Origin of the sequence: Maritimibacter sp. UBA3975 (assembly GCF_002384975.1) — a bacterium.
Lineage (GTDB): Bacteria > Pseudomonadota > Alphaproteobacteria > Rhodobacterales > Rhodobacteraceae > Maritimibacter.
Window position 1 is genome coordinate 324448 of the sequence record NZ_DGCP01000012.1, and the last position, 17662, is coordinate 342109.

At 65.8% G+C, this 17662-nt stretch carries 22 protein-coding genes and 1 other RNA gene; 11 read left to right on the forward strand and 12 right to left on the reverse strand.

The annotated features are described in order from the left end of the window. Positions 1–8: 8 nt before the first annotated feature. Positions 9–929 (forward strand): oxygenase MpaB family protein, encoded by a 921-nt coding sequence (locus tag B2585_RS15440; RefSeq protein WP_292024836.1) that lies wholly within the window; start codon positions 9–11, stop codon positions 927–929. Here the strand turns inward: B2585_RS15440 and dtd are convergent. Genes dtd through B2585_RS15465 form a run of 5 tightly spaced genes read right to left on the reverse strand, consistent with a single transcriptional unit; the run spans position 907 to position 4468 of the window. Further along, positions 907–1344: a D-aminoacyl-tRNA deacylase gene (dtd, locus tag B2585_RS15445; protein ID WP_292024837.1), complete on the reverse strand. Its 438-nt coding sequence runs from the start codon at positions 1342–1344 to the stop codon at positions 907–909. The genes B2585_RS15440 and dtd overlap by 23 nt on opposite strands. Continuing rightward, the gene (locus B2585_RS15450; RefSeq protein WP_292024838.1) at positions 1341–2243 is read right to left on the reverse strand and encodes a carbohydrate kinase family protein; all 903 of its coding nucleotides are present in this window, start codon (positions 2241–2243) and stop codon (positions 1341–1343) included. The genes dtd and B2585_RS15450 overlap by 4 nt, the downstream gene beginning before the upstream one ends. Before the next feature lie 57 nt (positions 2244–2300). Then, positions 2301–2969 carry a nitroreductase gene (locus tag B2585_RS15455; RefSeq protein ID WP_292024839.1) on the reverse strand — a complete coding sequence of 223 codons (669 nt, stop codon included), beginning with the start codon at positions 2967–2969 and terminating at the stop codon, positions 2301–2303. Between the two features lie 22 nt (positions 2970–2991). Beyond that, a complete protein-coding gene (locus B2585_RS15460) occupies positions 2992–4113 on the reverse strand; it encodes a primosomal protein N' (replication factor Y) - superfamily II helicase (RefSeq protein WP_292024840.1) in 1122 nt (373 codons plus the stop codon). Next, a complete protein-coding gene (locus B2585_RS15465; RefSeq protein ID WP_292024841.1) occupies positions 4103–4468 on the reverse strand; it encodes a hypothetical protein in 366 nt (121 codons plus the stop codon). Before B2585_RS15465 ends, B2585_RS15460 begins: the two co-directional genes overlap by 11 nt. 177 nt (positions 4469–4645) lie before the next feature. On the opposite strand from B2585_RS15465, the gene B2585_RS15470 reads away from it, so the two are divergent. Beyond that, positions 4646–5203, forward strand: coding sequence for a hypothetical protein (locus B2585_RS15470; protein WP_292024842.1), 558 nt, complete (start codon positions 4646–4648; stop codon positions 5201–5203). 20 nt (positions 5204–5223) lie between these two features. Here B2585_RS15470 and B2585_RS15475 read toward each other — a convergent pair whose 3' ends face one another. The 5 genes from B2585_RS15475 to B2585_RS15495 all read right to left on the reverse strand — a co-directional run bounded on the left by B2585_RS15475 (position 5224) and on the right by B2585_RS15495 (position 10580). Further along, a complete protein-coding gene (locus B2585_RS15475) occupies positions 5224–6342 on the reverse strand; it encodes an SPFH domain-containing protein (RefSeq protein WP_292024843.1) in 1119 nt (372 codons plus the stop codon). A gap of 10 nt (positions 6343–6352) precedes the next feature. Then, the gene (locus B2585_RS15480; protein ID WP_292024844.1) at positions 6353–7291 is read right to left on the reverse strand and encodes a DUF2927 domain-containing protein; all 939 of its coding nucleotides are present in this window, start codon (positions 7289–7291) and stop codon (positions 6353–6355) included. A 2-nt stretch (positions 7292–7293) separates the two neighbouring features. Next, a complete protein-coding gene (locus B2585_RS15485) occupies positions 7294–8484 on the reverse strand; it encodes a toxic anion resistance protein (protein ID WP_292024845.1) in 1191 nt (396 codons plus the stop codon). Between the two features lie 15 nt (positions 8485–8499). Next, complete coding sequence (locus B2585_RS15490; protein WP_292024846.1) at positions 8500–9384, reverse strand: 5-bromo-4-chloroindolyl phosphate hydrolysis family protein; 885 nt, start codon at positions 9382–9384, stop codon at positions 8500–8502. Positions 9385–9698: 314 nt separating this feature from the next. Further along, positions 9699–10580, reverse strand: a complete 882-nt coding sequence (locus B2585_RS15495; protein WP_414674062.1) for a pseudouridine synthase — start codon at positions 10578–10580, stop codon at positions 9699–9701. Between the two features lie 2 nt (positions 10581–10582). Between B2585_RS15495 and B2585_RS15500 the strand changes: the two genes are divergently transcribed. Next, positions 10583–11014 (forward strand): nucleoside deaminase, encoded by a 432-nt coding sequence (locus B2585_RS15500; RefSeq protein WP_292024998.1) that lies wholly within the window; start codon positions 10583–10585, stop codon positions 11012–11014. Between the two features lie 88 nt (positions 11015–11102). Here B2585_RS15500 and B2585_RS15505 read toward each other — a convergent pair whose 3' ends face one another. After that, on the reverse strand, positions 11103–11795 hold the full coding sequence (locus tag B2585_RS15505; protein WP_292024848.1) for a metal-dependent hydrolase: 693 nt from the start codon (positions 11793–11795) through the stop codon (positions 11103–11105). A gap of 52 nt (positions 11796–11847) precedes the next feature. On the opposite strand from B2585_RS15505, the gene B2585_RS15510 reads away from it, so the two are divergent. The 8 genes from B2585_RS15510 to B2585_RS15545 all read left to right on the forward strand — a co-directional run bounded on the left by B2585_RS15510 (position 11848) and on the right by B2585_RS15545 (position 17396). After that, positions 11848–12501 carry a ceramidase domain-containing protein gene (locus tag B2585_RS15510; protein WP_292024849.1) on the forward strand — a complete coding sequence of 218 codons (654 nt, stop codon included), beginning with the start codon at positions 11848–11850 and terminating at the stop codon, positions 12499–12501. 28 nt (positions 12502–12529) lie between these two features. Next, positions 12530–12817, forward strand: a complete 288-nt coding sequence (gene gatC, locus B2585_RS15515; protein ID WP_287435542.1) for an Asp-tRNA(Asn)/Glu-tRNA(Gln) amidotransferase subunit GatC — start codon at positions 12530–12532, stop codon at positions 12815–12817. Next, complete coding sequence (gene gatA, locus B2585_RS15520; RefSeq protein WP_292024850.1) at positions 12817–14301, forward strand: Asp-tRNA(Asn)/Glu-tRNA(Gln) amidotransferase subunit GatA; 1485 nt, start codon at positions 12817–12819, stop codon at positions 14299–14301. The genes gatC and gatA overlap by 1 nt, the downstream gene beginning before the upstream one ends. A 33-nt stretch (positions 14302–14334) precedes the next feature. Continuing rightward, the gene (locus B2585_RS15525) at positions 14335–15096 is read left to right on the forward strand and encodes a hypothetical protein (protein ID WP_292024851.1); all 762 of its coding nucleotides are present in this window, start codon (positions 14335–14337) and stop codon (positions 15094–15096) included. After that, positions 15062–15787, forward strand: coding sequence for an N-acetylmuramoyl-L-alanine amidase (locus B2585_RS15530; protein WP_292024852.1), 726 nt, complete (start codon positions 15062–15064; stop codon positions 15785–15787). Before B2585_RS15525 ends, B2585_RS15530 begins: the two co-directional genes overlap by 35 nt. Before the next feature lie 11 nt (positions 15788–15798). Further along, positions 15799–16184, forward strand: an RNA gene (gene rnpB, locus B2585_RS15535) — RNase P RNA component class A. 386 nt (positions 16185–16570) lie between these two features. Next, positions 16571–16738 carry a 50S ribosomal protein L33 gene (gene rpmG / locus B2585_RS15540; protein ID WP_009572866.1) on the forward strand — a complete coding sequence of 56 codons (168 nt, stop codon included), beginning with the start codon at positions 16571–16573 and terminating at the stop codon, positions 16736–16738. Between the two features lie 118 nt (positions 16739–16856). Further along, on the forward strand, positions 16857–17396 hold the full coding sequence (locus B2585_RS15545) for a GNAT family N-acetyltransferase (protein ID WP_292024853.1): 540 nt from the start codon (positions 16857–16859) through the stop codon (positions 17394–17396). A gap of 51 nt (positions 17397–17447) precedes the next feature. Here B2585_RS15545 and B2585_RS15550 read toward each other — a convergent pair whose 3' ends face one another. Then, positions 17448–17570, reverse strand: coding sequence for a hypothetical protein (locus B2585_RS15550; protein WP_292024854.1), 123 nt, complete (start codon positions 17568–17570; stop codon positions 17448–17450). Between the last annotated feature and the right edge of the window lie 92 nt (positions 17571–17662).

Sequence of the window (17662 nt, forward strand, 5' to 3'; positions counted from 1 at the left end):
ACGAAGGTATGAGCCGCGATACTGCCTGCGAACAGACGGGCGAGAACATGGATCAGGGCGAACCGATCACCGAAACGAGCGGCCTCGGGCGCGATCCGGACATGGAATACGAAGCCATCGCACGTTGGCTCGGCGCGATCGAATTCGGCTGGGATATCGAGCGCGCGCTGGAGTTCGCGCTGTTTCGCACCTATGCCGTGCCGTCCATCTCGGGCCTGCTCGCACGGACCGGAAAATTCGAGGCCGAGCCGCGCCGGCGCTACGACGACACCGAGCTGCTCCTGTCCGAGCCGATGGAGCACGGCATCGACTCGCCACGCGGGGCCGAGGCGGTGGCGCGGATAAATGCGATCCACGGGCGGTTCCGCATCTCGAACGACGACATGCTTTATGTGCTCTCCACCTTCGTGTGTGAGCCGGTGCGGTGGTGCGGGCGTTACGCCAAACGTCCGTTCACGGATGATGAGACGCGGGCCTGGACGAATTACTACCGCCACCTCGGGGCCCGTATGGGGATTGCCGGGATTCCGGAGAGCTTTGAGGCTTTCGACCGGCTCAACCGCGCCTACGAGGACGCGCATTTCCGGTTCGCGGCGAGTAACAAGCGCATTGCCGTGGCCTCCCTCGACCTGCTCCTCGGTTTCTACCTGCCGCGCCCGCTCTTCGGTCTCGGGCGTCCCGTCGCGCTGTCGCTGATGGACACGCCGCTGCTGCTCGCCATGGGATTCGAGCCGCCGCCGCCGGGTACGCAAAGATTGGTGAAACGGGCGATGACGCTGCGAAAATGGGTGCTCGCGCGGCTGCCGCGCCGCAAGACGCCGCGCCTCATCACGGCGCGCAAACGGCCCAGCTATCCGGGCGGTTACGCGATTTCAGAGCTTGGCGGGGTGCCGCGGCAGGGCGCGGTCAGAACTCCATCCAGATCGTGACCGGCCCGTCGTTGAGGAGCGAGACCTTCATGTCCGCCCCGAAGCGCCCCTGCGCCACCTCGATCCCCTGCGCGCGGAGTTGGTCTGCGAAGTATTCGTAGAGCCGCTCGCCTTCCTCGGGCCGGGCTGCGGTGGAGAAGCCGGGGCGGTTCCCGCGCGACGTATCGGCGGCCAGCGTGAACTGGCTTACGACGAGGGCGCCCCCACCGGTGTCGAGAAGCGAGCGGTTCATCTTCCCCGCATCGTCCTTGAAGATGCGCAGTTTCGCGACCTTGGCGGCGAGCGTGTCGGCATTGGCCTCGCCATCGCCGTCCATCGCGCAAACGAGGATGAGCAGGCCGGGGCCGATCTCGCCCAGAACCTCGCCATCCACCCGCACGGCTGCCTCGCTCACCCGCTGGATCAACGCCCTCACAGCTCATGCTCCCACGGAGGATTGGCCCCGGCGCGCGACACCGTGACGGCGGCGGCGGCGTTGCCAAGGGCGAGCGCCGGGGCGATCGTCTCCGCGTCCAGTGCATCGAGCGCGGCGCGGTTGAGCAGACCATCCCGGGCGAGACCGGCGAGCAGGCCGGCGTTGAATGTGTCGCCCGCGCCGACCGTGTCCACGACCGCGACCCGCTGCGCCCCGGCGCGGCAAGACCCGCCCGACCAGTGAGCTGTGACACCTTTGGCGCCCTCGGTCAGGCAGACGAGCGCGGTGCCGCCCGCGAGGATTTCCTCGATTCCAAGCCCGAGCCAGTCGAGATCTTCGTCCGAGATCTTGACGATGTCGGCGGCGGCCAGCATCCGGCCGATCCGGTCGCGGTAGCGCACCTCGTCGGTGATGAAGCCGGGGCGTATGTTGGGGTCGATCATGACGACCCGCCGCCCCGCCTCACGCAGCGCCAGCGCCTCATAGGCAGCACCGCAGGGCTCCACCACGAGGGAGATGCCGCCGAAGAACAGCGCCTCGGCCTCTTCCGGCATTCCCGGCAGGTCAGCATCGGAGAGCATCCGCCCCGCCGTGTTCTCGTCGTAGAAGGCATAGGACGCCTGACCGCCCGCCAGCGTGACGAAGGCCAGCGTGGTGGGCCGGTCTGATCGCGCCGCCCGCGTTGCATCCACGTTGGACGCGGCGAGCGAGGCGGCGAGCATCTGGCCGAACAGGTCCGTAGACAGCCCAGTAAAAAGCCCCGTCTCCACGCCGAGACGCCCCAAGGCGATGGCGGTGTTGAACACCGCGCCACCGGGGTAGGGGGCAAAGGCCGGCTCGCCCGCCGCACTCTCGCGCGGCAGCATGTCGATCAGGGCCTCGCCGCAGCACAGGATCATCTTGGTCGCTCCGATGTTAGCGGTATCATCCCTAGCGGACCGGCGAGGGTCGCGCAATCACTCCTGCCAGTCGACCCATTCGTCGAGCGGCGCGCGGGCGGTGCGGAAGCTGTTGGCGGGGTGGTCGGTGTCCGAATACCCGAACGAGATCATACAGAGCGCCAGCCGGTCCTCGCCCAGCCCGAAGAAGTCGTGGAGCGCCGGCGAGAAGGCGGCAGGCGCGGCCTGTGCCACCGTCGCGATCCCGCGCGCTTGCGCGGCGAGCGTGAAGGCGGTGACGAACCCGCCGCAGTCGATGGCGCCATAGGTGCCCAACTCGCGCCCGGACGAGATCATGGCGACATGCGGCGCGCCGAAGAAGTCGTAGTTCTTCATCATCTCGCGGGCCGACCCCTCACGGTCGCCCTTCTCGACGCCCACGGCTTCGTAAAGCTGCCAGCCGCAGGCGCGGCGCCGGTTGCGGTGATGGCCGGTATAGCCCTCGGGAAACGGAATGTCCGGGGATGCTCCGGCCGCGAAGGCGTCCTGAAGCGCGGTGCGCAGCGCATCGGTGCGCTCAGGCGACGTGATCCCCACCTGCCACGGCTGCGCGTTGCACCAACTCGGCACGCGCTGTGCCGCGCGCAGCACCGCCTCCACATCCGCGCGCGGCACCGGGTCGGGCCGGAAGGCGCGGCAGGAATGGCGTGCGGTCAGAATGTCGGTGAGCGTGTCGAATTGCGTCATGGGGCCTCTTGTCCGGCGGGTGTTATTGCGACTGGCTCGCGATGAAACCGATGATTCCGGCGAGGATGAGGCCCGCGAGCACCGCGAGCGTGATCTTCAGCCACGACCACGGCCGTTCCCCCTGCACCTTGCCGGAGCGTCCGTTCACCACGAAGCGATAGGTCTTGCCGCGATACTTGTAAGCGGCGAGCCATACCGGCAGCAGGATATGCTTGAAGGTCACGTCTGCCACGGACGTGTCGACCGAATGAACGCGCTGCCGGTCGCCGCCGATGTCGAACTTCACGTCGCGCAGGATCACCCGGTCCATATAGTCCCGCGCCTCGTCATAGCCTTCGGGCAACTCGACGGTATAGCCCTCGGCCCGGTAGCCTGCGAGGTATTCGGGACGGTAAGGTTCCAGCCCCGACAGGTCCCAGGGGGCGAGGTTGTCGGTGAAGCTCTTGGGCAGCGAGCGGGAGGCCAGCACCAGCACGTCATCGAAGAACCGCGCGACCCGGCCCGAGGCGGGACGCCAGCGCACCCGCTGCTCGCGCACCTGCTCCTGCTTGCCGTTGCGCGTGACCGTCTTGGTCACATAGTAAACGGTCCCGTGTTCGCCGGTGTAGCGTGAGTTGGTGTCGGCATCGAAGGTCCAGTAGGGCACATAAATTCCCGACATGCGCCGCCCTTTGCGCGCGTATTGCTTGAGCCCGTTGGGCGCGAACCAGAGGCGACCGAGCCATTTGTTCATGGCAGCATGGGCGTCGCGTTCCTCGACGGCGAAAGGCAGGAGCCCCTTGGGTTTGATATGCCGGTGCGTGCCGGTGTCGGTGACGACGGGCGTGGCGCAGAACGGACATTCCCTGGCATGGGTGTTCGCGTCGAATTCCACCTGCGCCCCGCAGTTGGGGCAGGAGGCGACGCGCGTGTCCTCGATCTCCGCCTCGGGGAGCTTGGCGTCCAGTGCCGCGCGGAAGTCCAATTCACGGATCGCGGCGACCGTGCCTCCGTGCCCCTCGATCGGGCGGGTGTTGCCGCAGTGGTCGCACTTCAGCTCTCCCGCCTGCGCGTCGAAGCGCATGTCCGAGCCGCACTGGTCACAGGGGAAGCGGTGCTCTTCCTCCGGGCGGGTCACGTCGAGGGGATTTGTCTCATCCTGCATGATCGAAACTCACGATTTGGGCGATGGTCGCGGCCGAGGCCGAGGTGAAGCGAATGACGTGGCAGAAGATGCGCGGGGCCTCGCCGTCCCGTTGCAACCGGCCCGAGACCGAGCCCGCCTTGCCGTGGGTGACGACCTCGGAAATCTCGATCCACTCGTGCCGGGGCACCTCGAGCGTGGCAGCCGTGATCGCCGCGCGCCCGGTGATTCCGGCGCCGAACCTGTCCCACGCGGCCCCCTCGGCCAGAACCGATGCGTCCAGATCACCCACGCCCATGAGCGCGAGCGCGATGTCCTCGGCCCGCGCGGCTTTTGGGCTGTTGGCGCAGTCCGGCGACCGGGCCACCCGGGTCATGGCCGCACCTTCCGGGCGAGGCGTAAATGTAAGACGGAACGGGGCATCGACAGGGGTCGCAAGACGGTGGATCGGCGAGGTTCGCATGAGACCTAGCACGCGGCCCGTCCCGCGCAAACCGGCGATCCGTCGCGCGGGGTGGTTGCATCGTCCGGCAGGCCCCCTATCGTCGGGCGCATGACCTGTCATGTCCTGCGTTTCGCCACCGCCTGCATCGCTTTCGCCGCCACCTTCTCCGCTCCGGCGCAGGGTCAGGACGTGGCCTACAGCTTCACCTGGGAAGGTGCGGGCGGCTACGTCATGCAGGGCGGGATCGCCTTCGACAGCGACCGTCCCGGGGGCCGGCTGGTGCGCGAGAACGACGTGCAGTGCTTCGTAATCGAGGGGTTCCGGAACGGCGAGCCCATCGGCCGCTGGGCCTTGGGCCAGTTGACGGAAGAGACGACCTGGACGCTCACGTTCTCGCCGGCGCAATCCGCCTTTGTGGTCTATGGCCCCATGGCCGACATGCCGCAGGCGTGGAACATGAACGGTTTTGGCGAGAATTGCGGCGACCCCGGTTTTGGCTTCAACATCGGAAACTTCGCGCAGGATCTCTGCGTCGATGGCGAACTGGCCCGTGACAGCCAGATCGCCCCCGCGCGCCCCTTTCCGGCGACGCGCGACGACGGTTATGTCTTTCCCTCCGACGGTTGCCGCAGCGCCCTCATGCTCAGCCATCTCGACAACGGCTGACACGGGGGCTTGCGCGCGTCTCAGACGCCCGGCGGGGGCGGAGGTGGCATCACCGTGAACAACGTGGCGAGGTCCGCGACGTCCTCGGCCTTCATCCAGCCATCCTGACCGGCGGTCCAGACCATCGTTTCGCGCGTGATCTGCCCGGTCCCGGCCTTCTGTCCCATCGTGGCGCGGCTGAACGGCCCCTGCGTTTCGCCGTTCGTGGCGATGTGCCAGACCTTCTCGGCTGGAGGCGGCGGCGGGGGCGCGGCCTGTGCGGCCGCCTGTGCCGGGGCAGCGCCCCACGGGCCCTGCATCGACTGCGCGCCCTGCGCCATCGCCATTCCAAGACCCATGCCCATGCCCGCGCCCATCCCTTCGGATGCAGCGCCGCCTTTTTGCAGCGCTTCCGCGGCGGACCATTTCATGTGCTCGTCGAGGTTGCCGGCAAGCCCGCGCGACGTGCGTTTGTCCAATGCCTCCTCCACGGCGGGCGGGAGCGAGATGTTCTCGATGTAGAACTCGGGGATCGCGAGGCCGTAATCCGCGACGATCTTGGTGATCTCCTTGGCGACCATCTCGCCCAGCTCCATCGTGTTCGCGGCCATGTCGAGCACGGGAATGCCCGCACCGGCGATCACGCGGCTGAAGGACTGCACGATGATGTTGCGGATCTGGAAGCTGACCTCGTCCATCGTGAACTCGCCGTCGGTGCCGACGATCTCCAGCAGGAACTTGGCCGGGTCGGTCACGCGCACGGCGTAGGTGCCGAAAGCGCGGATACGCACAGGGCCGAACTCCGGGTCGCGACACATGATCGGGTTCTTCGTGCCCCACTTGAGGTCGGTGAACCGGGTCGTGTTGACGAAGTAGATCTCGGACTTGAACGGCGACTTGAACCCGTGGTCCCAGTGCTGAAGCGTCGTCATGATCGGCATGTTGTTGGTTTCGAGCATGTAAAGCCCCGGCGTGAACACGTCCGCCAACTGCCCCTCATGCACGAAAACCGCCGACTGCCCCTCGCGCACGGTGAGCTTCGCCCCGTACTTGATCTCGTGGCCCTCGCGCTCGAACCGCCAGACCATCGTGTCGCGCGTGTCGTCGACCCAGTGAATGACGTCGATGAATTCGCCCGTCAGGAAATCGAAAATACCCATAGTTGTCCCCCTATGAAGTGCCGCCCATCAAGTCGGCGGCGATCCGTTCCACGATGGGCCGGGCTTCGCCTTCGGTCATGCCGGGGCGCAGGCGCGGATCGTAGAGCATCTTGAGAAGATATTCGTCATGCGTGGTAAGCAACCCGAATTCCTCGTCGTCGTTGAAAATCGACGGACGGGCGAGCGGGTAGTCGTTGGACAGCCCAAGCCCCTGGGCCACTTCCTCCTGAATGCATGAGGCTCGCAGCAGGTCAGGGTGCTCGGCCCGGATGATCGCGACGGCCTGATTGTAGGTGCCGTCCTGCTCCGGGTCCGTCGCGAAGGCGAGGCAATAGGTCGACTGCGGCAGGTTGATGACGGTGTTCAGCGCGGTGCGCGAGATGTTGGGCATCAGTTGCCGCAAACGCGGCTCCAGCGCGCGCCGCTCGCTCTCGGACAGGATGAAAACGTGGAAATTCCCGCCCCGCGACACCGAGACGGGATGGCCGGTCACACGGGCCAGACGCCTTGCGAATCCGGCAAGCTCGTTCGAATCGCGGGTGCGCTTGGTCGGGCTGACCGACGGACCGAATTCGAGCGTCAGGCGCACGGGCTTGTCCCAGCGGTGCAGCTTGGACGCGCTTTCACGCGCCACCAGCGTGCCGCCCTGGTCTGCATATTCCTCATAGAACGCGATGCGCAGGAAGTTGCGGGTCAGGTCGCGCGCGGTGAAGGGCGCATCCGGCCCGCCCCCGTCGGTGCGCAACAGCCCCTGCGCCAGAAGCCCGCGTTGCAGGCGTCCGTAGTAGGAAACAAGCTCGGGCGACAACCCGTCCGCCTCGGGCACGCCCTGCGACTCCGGGCGCGGCAAAGGGGAGGGCGCGGTCGCCACTGCGCCGCTTCCCGGCACATCGCAGCCGGACAAAAGCCCCGCCACGACCAGCGCGGCGGGGAGGAGGGACGTTTTCAAAGTCAATTGGGAACCGCTTCGCCCATGTTGTGTCCCGAAGACGTGCCACGGGCCTTGGCCGAGGCGAGCGTGTCCTTGAGCTCGCCTTCCATCTTGACCAGTTCTTCCTCGGCGGCAGCGCGCTTGGCCTTGCCCTCGTCGGCGATCTGGAGGCTTTCCTCGATGGTCGCGATAAGGTCGGCGTTGGCCGTCTTGATCGCCTCGATGTCGAACACGCCCCGCTCCATCTCCTGCCGGATGACCTTGTTGGCCTCGCGCAGGTTCTTCGCGTTGGAGGTGAGCAGCTCGTTTGTGAGGTCGTTGGCCTCTTTCACGGCCGCAGCAGCCTCGGCCGACCGCTGGATCGTCACGGCCTGCGCCAGCTGTGTTTCCCACAGCGGCACCGTGTTCACGAGCGTCGAGTTGATCTTGGTCACAAGGCTCTTGTCGTTCTCCTGCACCAGCCGGATCGAAGGGAGCGACTGCATCGTCACCTGCCGGGTAAGCTTGAGGTCGTGGACCCGGCGTTCGAGGTCGTCGCGCGCAGCCCGGAGGTCACGCAATTCCTGTGCCTTGAGCACGCCCTGTTCTTCGGGGGCGGCGTCGACTTCCTTTTCCTTGGCCGGGATCACGGTCTCGTCCAGTTCCTTGATCTTGGCCTCGCCGGCGGCGATGTAGAGCGCCAGTTCGTCGTAGAATTCCAGCGTCTTCTCATAGAGCTTGTCGAGCGACTTGATGTCCTTGAGCAGGACGTGCTCGTGCTTGAGCAGGTTGTCGGTGATCCGGTCGATCTGGTCCTGCACCGTTTCATATCGTGCCGCGAACTTGGCTGCCGGGGCTGCCTTGCCGATGATGCGCTCCCAGAACGTGCGCTTGCGGCGCATGTCCAGTTCGGAGACGGAAAAGCCCCGGATCGTCGTGACGATATCGCGCAGGGAATCTCCCGCAGGGCCTGCGTCCTTGTTGCGCACGCCTGACAGCATTTCCTGGCTGATCGTCTGAAGCTCCGCCTGCGCGCCCGATCCGAACTCGATGATCGACTGGCTGTTGCCCATGTCGATCTCGCCCATCCGCTTGGTGATCTCGGCCTTTTGCGGCGCATCTGCGGATTCGAACGGCACCAGCGCGCTCGACGGCTCGCGCAGGACGACCGCCGTCACCTCTTCCACGTCCCGCGTCTCAGTGCCTGCTTTCTTGAATGTCTTGTCGTCCATAACCTTGTCCCTGTCCTAGTGACTTACCACGCCCTCACGGGCCAATCGTTCCCGCAGAACCTCGATTTCGATGTTCAGGTCAGCGTGGTCGTCGGTAAGCATCTTTTGTGTCCGCGCGTTGAAATTCCGCTCAAGATCGTCGAGGAGCTGGACGTAATCCGTCCGTGCCTCGGCGCTGCGCGACTGGCTGTAGATATCCGCGAATTTGATCGTCGCATCACGCGCGCCCATCAAATAGACGGTGAGGTACTTACGCGCCTGCGTAAGGTCGCGCGGATCGTCTTCGATCGTGCGGAACATGGCGCGGGCCGTGGCCTGAAAGCTGTCCACCCGCCGCTCCAACTCACGGTCACGGGCGCGTACGATAGCTTCTTTCATCGCGGTGAGCAGCTTCTCCGCCTCGCCCACGGCGCGGGCGACCCGATCGGTCTGGTACTCGTCCACGCCTTCCATTCCCTTGTTCTTCAAAGGATCGGGCCCGAAGGCCATGAAATGAAGCGCAGCGCCCAGAACCCCGAAGATCACGGCATTCATCACGCCGCCGCCCACGAACCCCGCCAGCGCGAGGCCGAGCCCGGTGGTCAGCGAGCCGAGGATCTTGCGCGGGGCACCCGGCCGGCGCGCGATCTTGCGTGCATCATAGGCCTCATGCGCCAGGACGCCTTCCCGCGTAAGCCAGGCAGCGAGGATCAGGAGACCGAAGGCCACAAGCCGCATCGCAAGGCCAGCGGGCTCCAGGAAAAAAGCGGAGACCGCCAGCGGCAGGGGCATCAGGAACAGCAGGTTCACCCGCCCTCCGGCCCGCGATCGGGTCTGGCCATCGAACGGGTTCTTCGCGGGTGGCGGCGTTTGTTCACCGGACCCGTCCGGGCTGAATTTCCCGCCGTAACGCTGGGCCATCAGCCACCCCCCGTGATCGCGACATACAAGATGAGCGCGAGGAGAAGCACATAGGACAGCTTCTGCAAACCGGAACCGGACAAAACGACCCCCTCGGCCGGACATTCCCACAACTTCTCACAGATATAGGGGCGATGACCCGCGCGGGCCAGTTGATTCCCGAAAAGTCGGGGAACCTTGCCGATGTACCGGCCCGTCCAAAAGGTGCGAGCCGGCGCCCGCGCAGGATTTGCGCCGCCCTGCCTTTGGCAGGTCGCCGCGATATGCCGGGCGAGTCCTCGCACCCCCGAAGTATTTGAAAAGCAGAGAAGGGGTCAGCGTTTGCGGGGTGGCTTGCGGCGGCGCACGGGAGTCTTTTTTGCCGTGCCGGTCGGATCCTTGGGCGCCTCGAGCCCGAGTTGTTCGCGAAGAACACGACCCTTGACCTCTTCGACCGCGCCCGCCTTCAGCTCGCCCAGGCGGAACGGGCCGTAGGAGATACGGATAAGCCGGTTCACCGTCAGGTCGACAGCCTCCATCGCGCGCCGGATTTCGCGGTTCTTGCCCTCGCGCAGGCCGATGGTGAGCCAGGCGTTCGCGCCCTGCTGCCGGTCGAGCGTGACCGCCATCCCCTGAAACCGCTCGCCGTCGACCGTAATCCCTTTGCGCAGCTTTTCGAGAACGGCCTCTTCCGGCTTGCCGTTTACGCGGACGCGGTATTTGCGCACCCAACCGGTAGACGGCAACTCCAGCTTGCGCTTGATGCCGCCGTCATTGGTCAGGAGCAGCAGCCCCTCGGAGTTTATGTCGAGACGTCCGACACTCATCACCCGGGGCATGTCCTCTGGAAGTTTTTCGAACACCGTGTCGCGGCCCTTTTCGTCCCGCTCGGTGGTCACGAGGCCGGTGGGCTTGTGATAAAGCCAAAGGCGCGGGGCCTCGGGTTCGCTGACCTCTTTTTCGTCCACCGTGATCCTGTCGCGGGCTGTGACGTTCAGCGCAGGGCTGTCGATCACCCTGCCGTTCACGGCGACCCGCCCCGCCTCGATCATGCGCTCGGCTTCCCGGCGCGAGGCAACGCCAGCCCGCGAAAGCACCTTGGCGATCCGGTCGCCGGGGGGGGTCTTGTCCGTCATGCTCCCCCGATAGGGCGCGCGTGTTCCCTTGTCCAGCGGCGCGGGGCGGGCGAAGAAGGGGCGTGACCGGGTTTCGCTCATATATGGATGCCGCGCTTGACGAGGCACGCGCCGCCGCCGCGCGCGGGGAGGTGCCGGTGGGTGCCGTGCTTGTGGGCCCGGAGGGCCGTATCGTCGCGCGTGCCGGCAACCGGACGCGTGAACTCAGCGATCCGACGGCCCACGCCGAAACACTGGCGATCCGTGCCGCCTGCGCCGCGCTTCAGACCGAGCGCCTGCCGGATTACGACCTCTACGTCACGCTGGAGCCGTGTCCGATGTGCGCCGCCGTCATCTCCTTCGCGCGAATCCGCCGCCTCTACTACGGCGCGTCGGACCCCAAGTCCGGCGGCACGGCTCACGGTGCGCGGGTTTTCAGCCACCCACAATGCCATCATGTGCCCGAGATCTACGACGGCATCGCCGCCGCCGAGGCTGAGGCGCTCCTGAAATCCTTTTTCAGCAAAAAACGCTAGGCTTCTTTCCGGTCCAAAATATCCCGGAGGGGGTCTGGGGGAGGCTGGCCTCCCCCAGCTGGTCGTGGCAGCAAGCTGCCGCGAAACCTCAGATATCGATGGCCTGCATCACCTCCGGTTCGATCACCTCGACACCCTTCAGTTCCGCTTTCATCACCGCGGCCGACTGCTCCAGCAGAGGAAAGGTGCGGTAGTGGCACGGGATCACCGTCTTGAAGTCGAAATACTTCTTCGCAGCGTAGGAGGCACGCGCCATGTCCATCGTGAAATGGCCCCCGGCGCACAGGATGCCAATGTCCGGTTTGTGAATCTCGCCCATCCACGCCATGTCCGCCATGATGTCGGTGTCCCCGCTCACATAGATCGTGTGACCTTCGCCAGAGATCATGTAGCCCGATTCGTTGCCCATGTAGCGCGGGCCGTCCGCTGTTGCCTCGGAGGACGAATGGGTGGCGTTCACCATCGTGACCGCGACATTGCCCAGTTTCACCGTGCCGCCCTTGTTGAAACCCACGGTCTCGAGCCCATGCTTCTGTTCCCAGAACCCCATCAGGTCGAATATGCCGACGCAGGGAATGCCCTTGTCCTTGCAGATGCCGACCGCCGAATTGGCGTGGTCGAAATGGCCGTGGGTGATGAGCACATGGGTCACGCCCTCGGTCGCCGCCGCCCATTGGTCCTCGGGCAGCATGGGATTGCCTTCGAGCCACGGGTCGATCAAGAGGACTTGGTCCTCGATTTCGATGCGGAAGCTTGCGTGTCCGTGCCAGATGATCTTCATGGGGATACCTCCTGTTGTTGCAGGGAGCGTAACAAAACCGGGAGTGATGTCGATGGACTGGACCGCGCAGATCGACGCCTATTGCGAGAGGGTGGGGTTCGGCTTCTGGGCCGAGCCGATCAACGCGCTCACCAACATCGCCTTTCTGATCTCTGGCTTCATCGTCTGGCGAAAATCGCAGGGAAAGAACCTGCCACTGGCCGAGGCGATGGCCATCGTGCTTTTCGCCATCGGCATCGGGTCATTCCTGTTTCACACCTTCGCGACCCGTTGGGCGGGGGCGATGGACACGGCGCCGATCCTGATCTTCGTGCTCCTGTTCACCTTCGCGGCGACTTACGACCTGTTCAAACAGTCGCTTCCGATGGCGGCTGTCATCACGCTGGCGTTTTTTCCCTTCATGGCGCTCGCCTATCCGATCGGGGATTTGGCCCCGTGGCTCAGGGGCTCGACCGGGTACATCCCCGTACTTCTCTGGATCGGCCTCTTCGCGCTCATGGCCTCGGGCCAGCTCGCGTGGGATTTCTGGACGGGCTTCGCGCTTCTCGCGCTGTCGATCACCTTCCGCAGCCTCGACGAACGAGTCTGCGGACAGGTTCCCATTGGCACCCATTTCCTGTGGCACCTTCTGAACGCCTTCCTGCTCGGCTGGTTCGCCAGTTTCTACATCCGTCACATGCTTGCAGGTAAGGCCGCTCGGGGCTAAACCGCCACGGACGTTTACGGAGGCAGATATGTCGATCGACAAGGACACCGCGCGCAAGGTGGCGCATCTCGCCCGCATCCGGGTCGAGGATGACGCGCTTCCCGCGCTGGCGGACGAATTCAACACCATCCTCGGCTTCATCGAACAGTTGAACGAGGTGAACGTGGACGGGATCGAACCGATGACCTCGGTGACGCCCCAGCGCCTGAAACGCCGCGAGGACGTGGTGACCGAGGGCGATCAGGCCGACAAGATCCTCAAGAACGCCCCCGATGCCCGCGAGGGCTTTTTTGCCGTGCCGAAGGTGGTGGAATGATGTCCGGTCTGAACAAGCTGACCATCGCCGAAGCGCGCGACGCGCTGAAGAAGGGCGACGTAACGAGCGTGGAACTGACCGAGGCCTGCATCAGCGCAATCGACGCGGCCGGCGCTCTGAACGCCTTTGTCCACAAGACACCCGAAATTGCGCTGGAGCGTGCGAAATCGGCCGATGAGCGCCTGAAGGGCGGCGAAGAAGCCCCGTCACTGTGCGGTATCCCGGTGGGGATCAAGGACCTCTTCTGCACCAAGGGCGTGGACAGTCAGGCGGCCTCGGGCATCCTCGAAAACTTCAAGCCGGAATACGAGTCGACCGTCAGCCAGAACCTCGCCGATGCGGGTGCGGTCATGCTGGGCAAGCTCAACATGGACGAATTCGCGATGGGCTCGTCGAACGAGACCTCGGTTTACGGCGACGCCGTGAACCCGTGGAAGGTCGACGACCGCCAACTCACACCGGGCGGCTCCTCCGGTGGCTCGGCCTCCGCCGTGGCCGCCGATCTGTGCCTCGCGGCCACCGGCACGGACACCGGCGGCTCAATCCGCCAGCCTGCCGCCTTCACCGGCATCACGGGGATCAAGCCGACCTATGGGCGCTGCTCGCGCTGGGGCATCATCGCCTTCGCGTCGTCGCTCGATCAGGCGGGACCGATGACCAAGAACGTGCGTGACGCGGCGATCATGCTGGAAGCCATGTGTTCGCACGACCCGAAGGATTCGACCTCGGCCGACATTCCGGTGCCGAACTTCGAAGCGATGCTCACGGGCGACATCAAGGGCAAGGTCATCGGGATTCCCAAGGAATACCGGATGGACGGGATGCCGGACGAGATCGAGAAGCTCTGGGCCGAAGGCACAGCGATGCTCAAGGACGTAGGCGCGAAGATCGTCGATATCTCGCTGCCCCACACGAAATACGCTTTGCCGGCGTATTATGTGATCGCGCCCGCCGAAGCCTCGTCCAACCTCGCCCGTTACGACGGGGTGCGCTACGGCCACCGTGCCAAGCTCGCCGCCGGTGAAGGCATCGTGGACATGTACGAAAAGACCCGCGCCGAGGGCTTCGGCCACGAGGTGCAGCGCCGTGTGATGGTGGGCACCTACGTCCTGTCGGCGGGCTTCTACGACGCCTATTACAACCGTGCCCGCAAGGTGCGCGCCCTCATCAAGCGCGACTTCGACGAGGCCTTCGATCAAGGCGTGGACGCGATCCTCACCCCCGCGACGCCCTCTGCGGCTTTCGGGCTGGGCGAGATGGCCGAAGCCGATCCGGTGCAGATGTATCTCAACGATGTCTTCACCGTGACCGTGAACCTCGCGGGCCTTCCGGGCATTTCAGTGCCTGCCGGGCTGGACAAGCAGGGCCTCCCGCTCGGGCTCCAACTGATCGGGCGTCCGTGGGAAGAGGGCGACTTGCTGAATGTCGCCTATGCCCTCGAAGGCGCGGCCGGTTTTGTTTCCAAGCCGGAGAAATGGTGGTAAACGGCCCGGACTTCACCCCGGAGAACAAGATCCATGCGTAGCGTCGCAGCCACAGTTTCCCTCGTCGTTCTGGCCGCCTGTGCCGGTCCGATCCCCGAAAGCGGGCCGGGCGCAGTGGACACCACCGCGCGCGCGTCGAATGGCTCGGGACTGCCGCCGGCCTCCGCTGTGGGAAGCCAGCCTCTCGACAGTGAAGGGGCCGCGATTGCCGCCGAGACCTCGCAACTGCTTGGCCTGAGCTCGGGCAATCAGACCGGCGCGCCGCTCAACGCGATGACGACCCCGGCCGCGACAACCGGCGGATCGACCTCCGAAGTCGCCGTCGAAGCGGGTGCCGCGGCGAACACCGAAGTGATCTCCGACGAGCAGAACTTCCAGGCGGTCGCCTCGCGCGAGACGATCCAGTCCGATGCCGAGAGGCTTGCGGAAAACCGCGCGCAATACGTTGTGATCCAGCCGACGCAGGTGCCCCAGCGCGAAGGCGGCAATGGTGCCTCGGTCGTGAAATTCGCGCTCGCCACGAATAACGCCGTCGGGCAGCAGCTTTACAGCCGCTCGGGCTTCAACGCGCAGGCCCGGTTCGAGCGCAATTGCGCCAAGTATTCCCACAGCGACCTCGCGCAGGAAGCGTTCCTCAACAGCGGCGGCCCTGAGCGCGACCGTGAAGGGCTCGACCCGGACGGGGACGGTTTTGCCTGTTTCTGGAACCCGGCGCCATTCCGCGCCGCCCGCCAGGGTGCTACCGAAGTGGTGACGCAATATGTCGACGTCGAGACGCCCGGCGTCTCCGAGTAACGCGGGCCACTGGCGGCCCTCCCCCAATTTCGGCCCGCGCCGCGACGGGCTGACGCCCGAATTGATCGTGATCCACTACACCGCGATGGCGAGCGCCGAGGCGGCGTTGGAGCGGCTGTGTTCACCCGAGCATGAGGTGTCCTGCCACTACCTGATCGGGCGGGACGGCACGCTCTGGCAGATGGTCGAGGAAGAGGCGCGCGCCTGGCACGCGGGGCAGGGGCGATGGGCCGGACGGGACGATGTGAATTCACGTTCCATCGGCATCGAGTTGGACAATTCCGGCACCGTTCCCTTCGCGTCCACCCAGATGGAGGCGCTCACCTTACTGGTTTCCGACATCCGCGCGCGCTGGGGCATTCCCGTCGCGGGCGTCATCGGCCACTCGGACTTCGCGCCGGGCCGCAAGGGTGACCCGGGCCGACGCTTCGACTGGCGCCGGCTCGCGCTTGAGGGTCAGGCGGTCTGGCCGGACCCTGCCGGAGATTTGGCCGAGGTCTCAGACCAGGCATTCCGTGCCGCCGCCGAAGTCTTCGGCTATCCGGTCGAGGAGGGGTGTGCGGTGATCCTCGAAGCCGCGCGGCAGCGCTTTCGCCCCTGGGCGCGCGGGCCGCTCGACGGGCATGACGTGGCGCTGATGCGCGACCTCGCCACACGCTTCCCCGTTGACCGGGACGCCCCCGCCGCCTAAATCCACCCGGCGCGGATGGCCGGACGGTCGCCGGTGTCGGGGGCTTCCCCGACGCGGGAGGAAAGTCCGGACTCCACAAGACAACGGTGCCGGGTAACGCCCGGCCGGGGAAACCCGAGGGAAAGCGCCACAGAGAACAAACCGCCCCGCATGTCGGGGTGAGGCTGAAACGGTGGGGTAAGAGCCCACCGCGGGACCGGCAACGGAACCGGCAAGGCAAGCCCCACCGGGAGCAATGCCGAATAGGGATCTCGCGCCCCGCGTGGGCAGGGCCGTCTTGGCCCGGAGGTCCGGGTTGGCAGCTGAAGCCGCGTGGCGACACGCGGCTTAGAGGAATGATCGTCGAACCGGGGTCCGCCCCGGGGAACAGAATCCGGCTTACAGGCCATCCGCGCATATTCACGAGGGGGCCGTTTCCAGAATGAGCGGGCTGGCGCCCGCGCAGGATTTGCGCCGCCCCGGCTACGCCGGGACGCCGCGGTGGGCGCACATGCCTTGGGTGGCGATGACGCCAAGGGCAGGGCTATTGCTGGTGAGGCGTCTGAGGGGGCGGTTTGCCCCCACAGCGCGCCGGTCGGTGCCTTGTGGGAGTCGCTTGCGCGCCGAGGACGGGACGCGGCCTGAGCCACAATCGTTGCGTGATCCTGGACCTGCGGCCGAATCGCGGGCCAAGGGCTGCGAAAAGTGCGGCGACGGTGGTTGACTCGGAGCCGCGTTTCTATAGAAGGCGGGCTTCAAGGATTTACCCGGGCCGCAGTGCGCGCCCGATGAGGAGCTGGAAAAATGGCGAAACCGACGACGATCAAGATCCGCCTGAACTCGACCGCGGACACGGGCCACTTCTATGTGACCAAGAAGAACGCGCGCACCATGACCGAAAAGATGGTCGTAAAGAAATACGACCCGGTCGCGCGCAAGCATGTCGAGTACAAGGAAGGCAAGATCAAGTAAGCCCTTTCTCGGCGACGAGACAATAACCGCGCGACCCACCGGGGCCGCGCGGTTTTTCTTTGTGAGGACATCATCCGTCCGGACCCCGTTCAGCCCCCCGAACGAGAGGACCAACAGGATGAGACTGAATTGCTATGCGGGCGAGACCGCGACACCACCTCCCTTCACACTGCGAGGCGCCGGAGCGGACGACGCCGAGGCGCTCGGCGCGCTGTTGGCGGCGAGCTATGCGCGCCTGCTCGCGCCCGACTACCCGCCTGCCGTGCTGGACGCCGCCCTGCCACGCATCACGATGGCACAGCCCGAGTTGCTCGCGGCGCCTGGCTACCTCGTCGCCGAGGCGGGCGGGGGTGAGATCGTCGCGGCCGGCGGCTGGACCTGGCGTGGGCCAGCGGGCGGGGCCGCGCCGCTCGACTGGGCGCATGTGCGCCATGTCGCCGTGCATCCGGACCTTGCGGGCGCGGGGCTCGGACGGCTCATCGTGACGCAGGCAGCCGACACGGCGCGGGAGGCCGGGGTCCGGGTGCTGTCGTGCCTGTCCACGCTCACGGCGCGGGGGTTCTATCGAAGGATGGGATTCGCCGATCTCGGCGAGGTGGAGCTGTCGCTCGCGCCGGGTGTGGGGTTCCCGGCAGTCCAGATGCGCAAGGTGCTCTGACAATGGCGGAAGGCCGCACCGAAGCGCGGCCTTCCGAACCTTGGTGGGCGATCAGGCTTCGTTGCCGCCCATCGATTCGAGACGCCGCTTGTTCTGCGTGCGGCTCATCACGAGATACATCAGCGCCACGCCCGAAAAGAACGCGCCGACGCCGACAAGAGTGATCGTGGTCATGTTAAACCCTCATTTACTATTCTGCCCCATCGCCATCGCTAATCAGTGAATGTGACCACAATGGGCCGAATGCGGGGTCAGTTCGCGTCTTG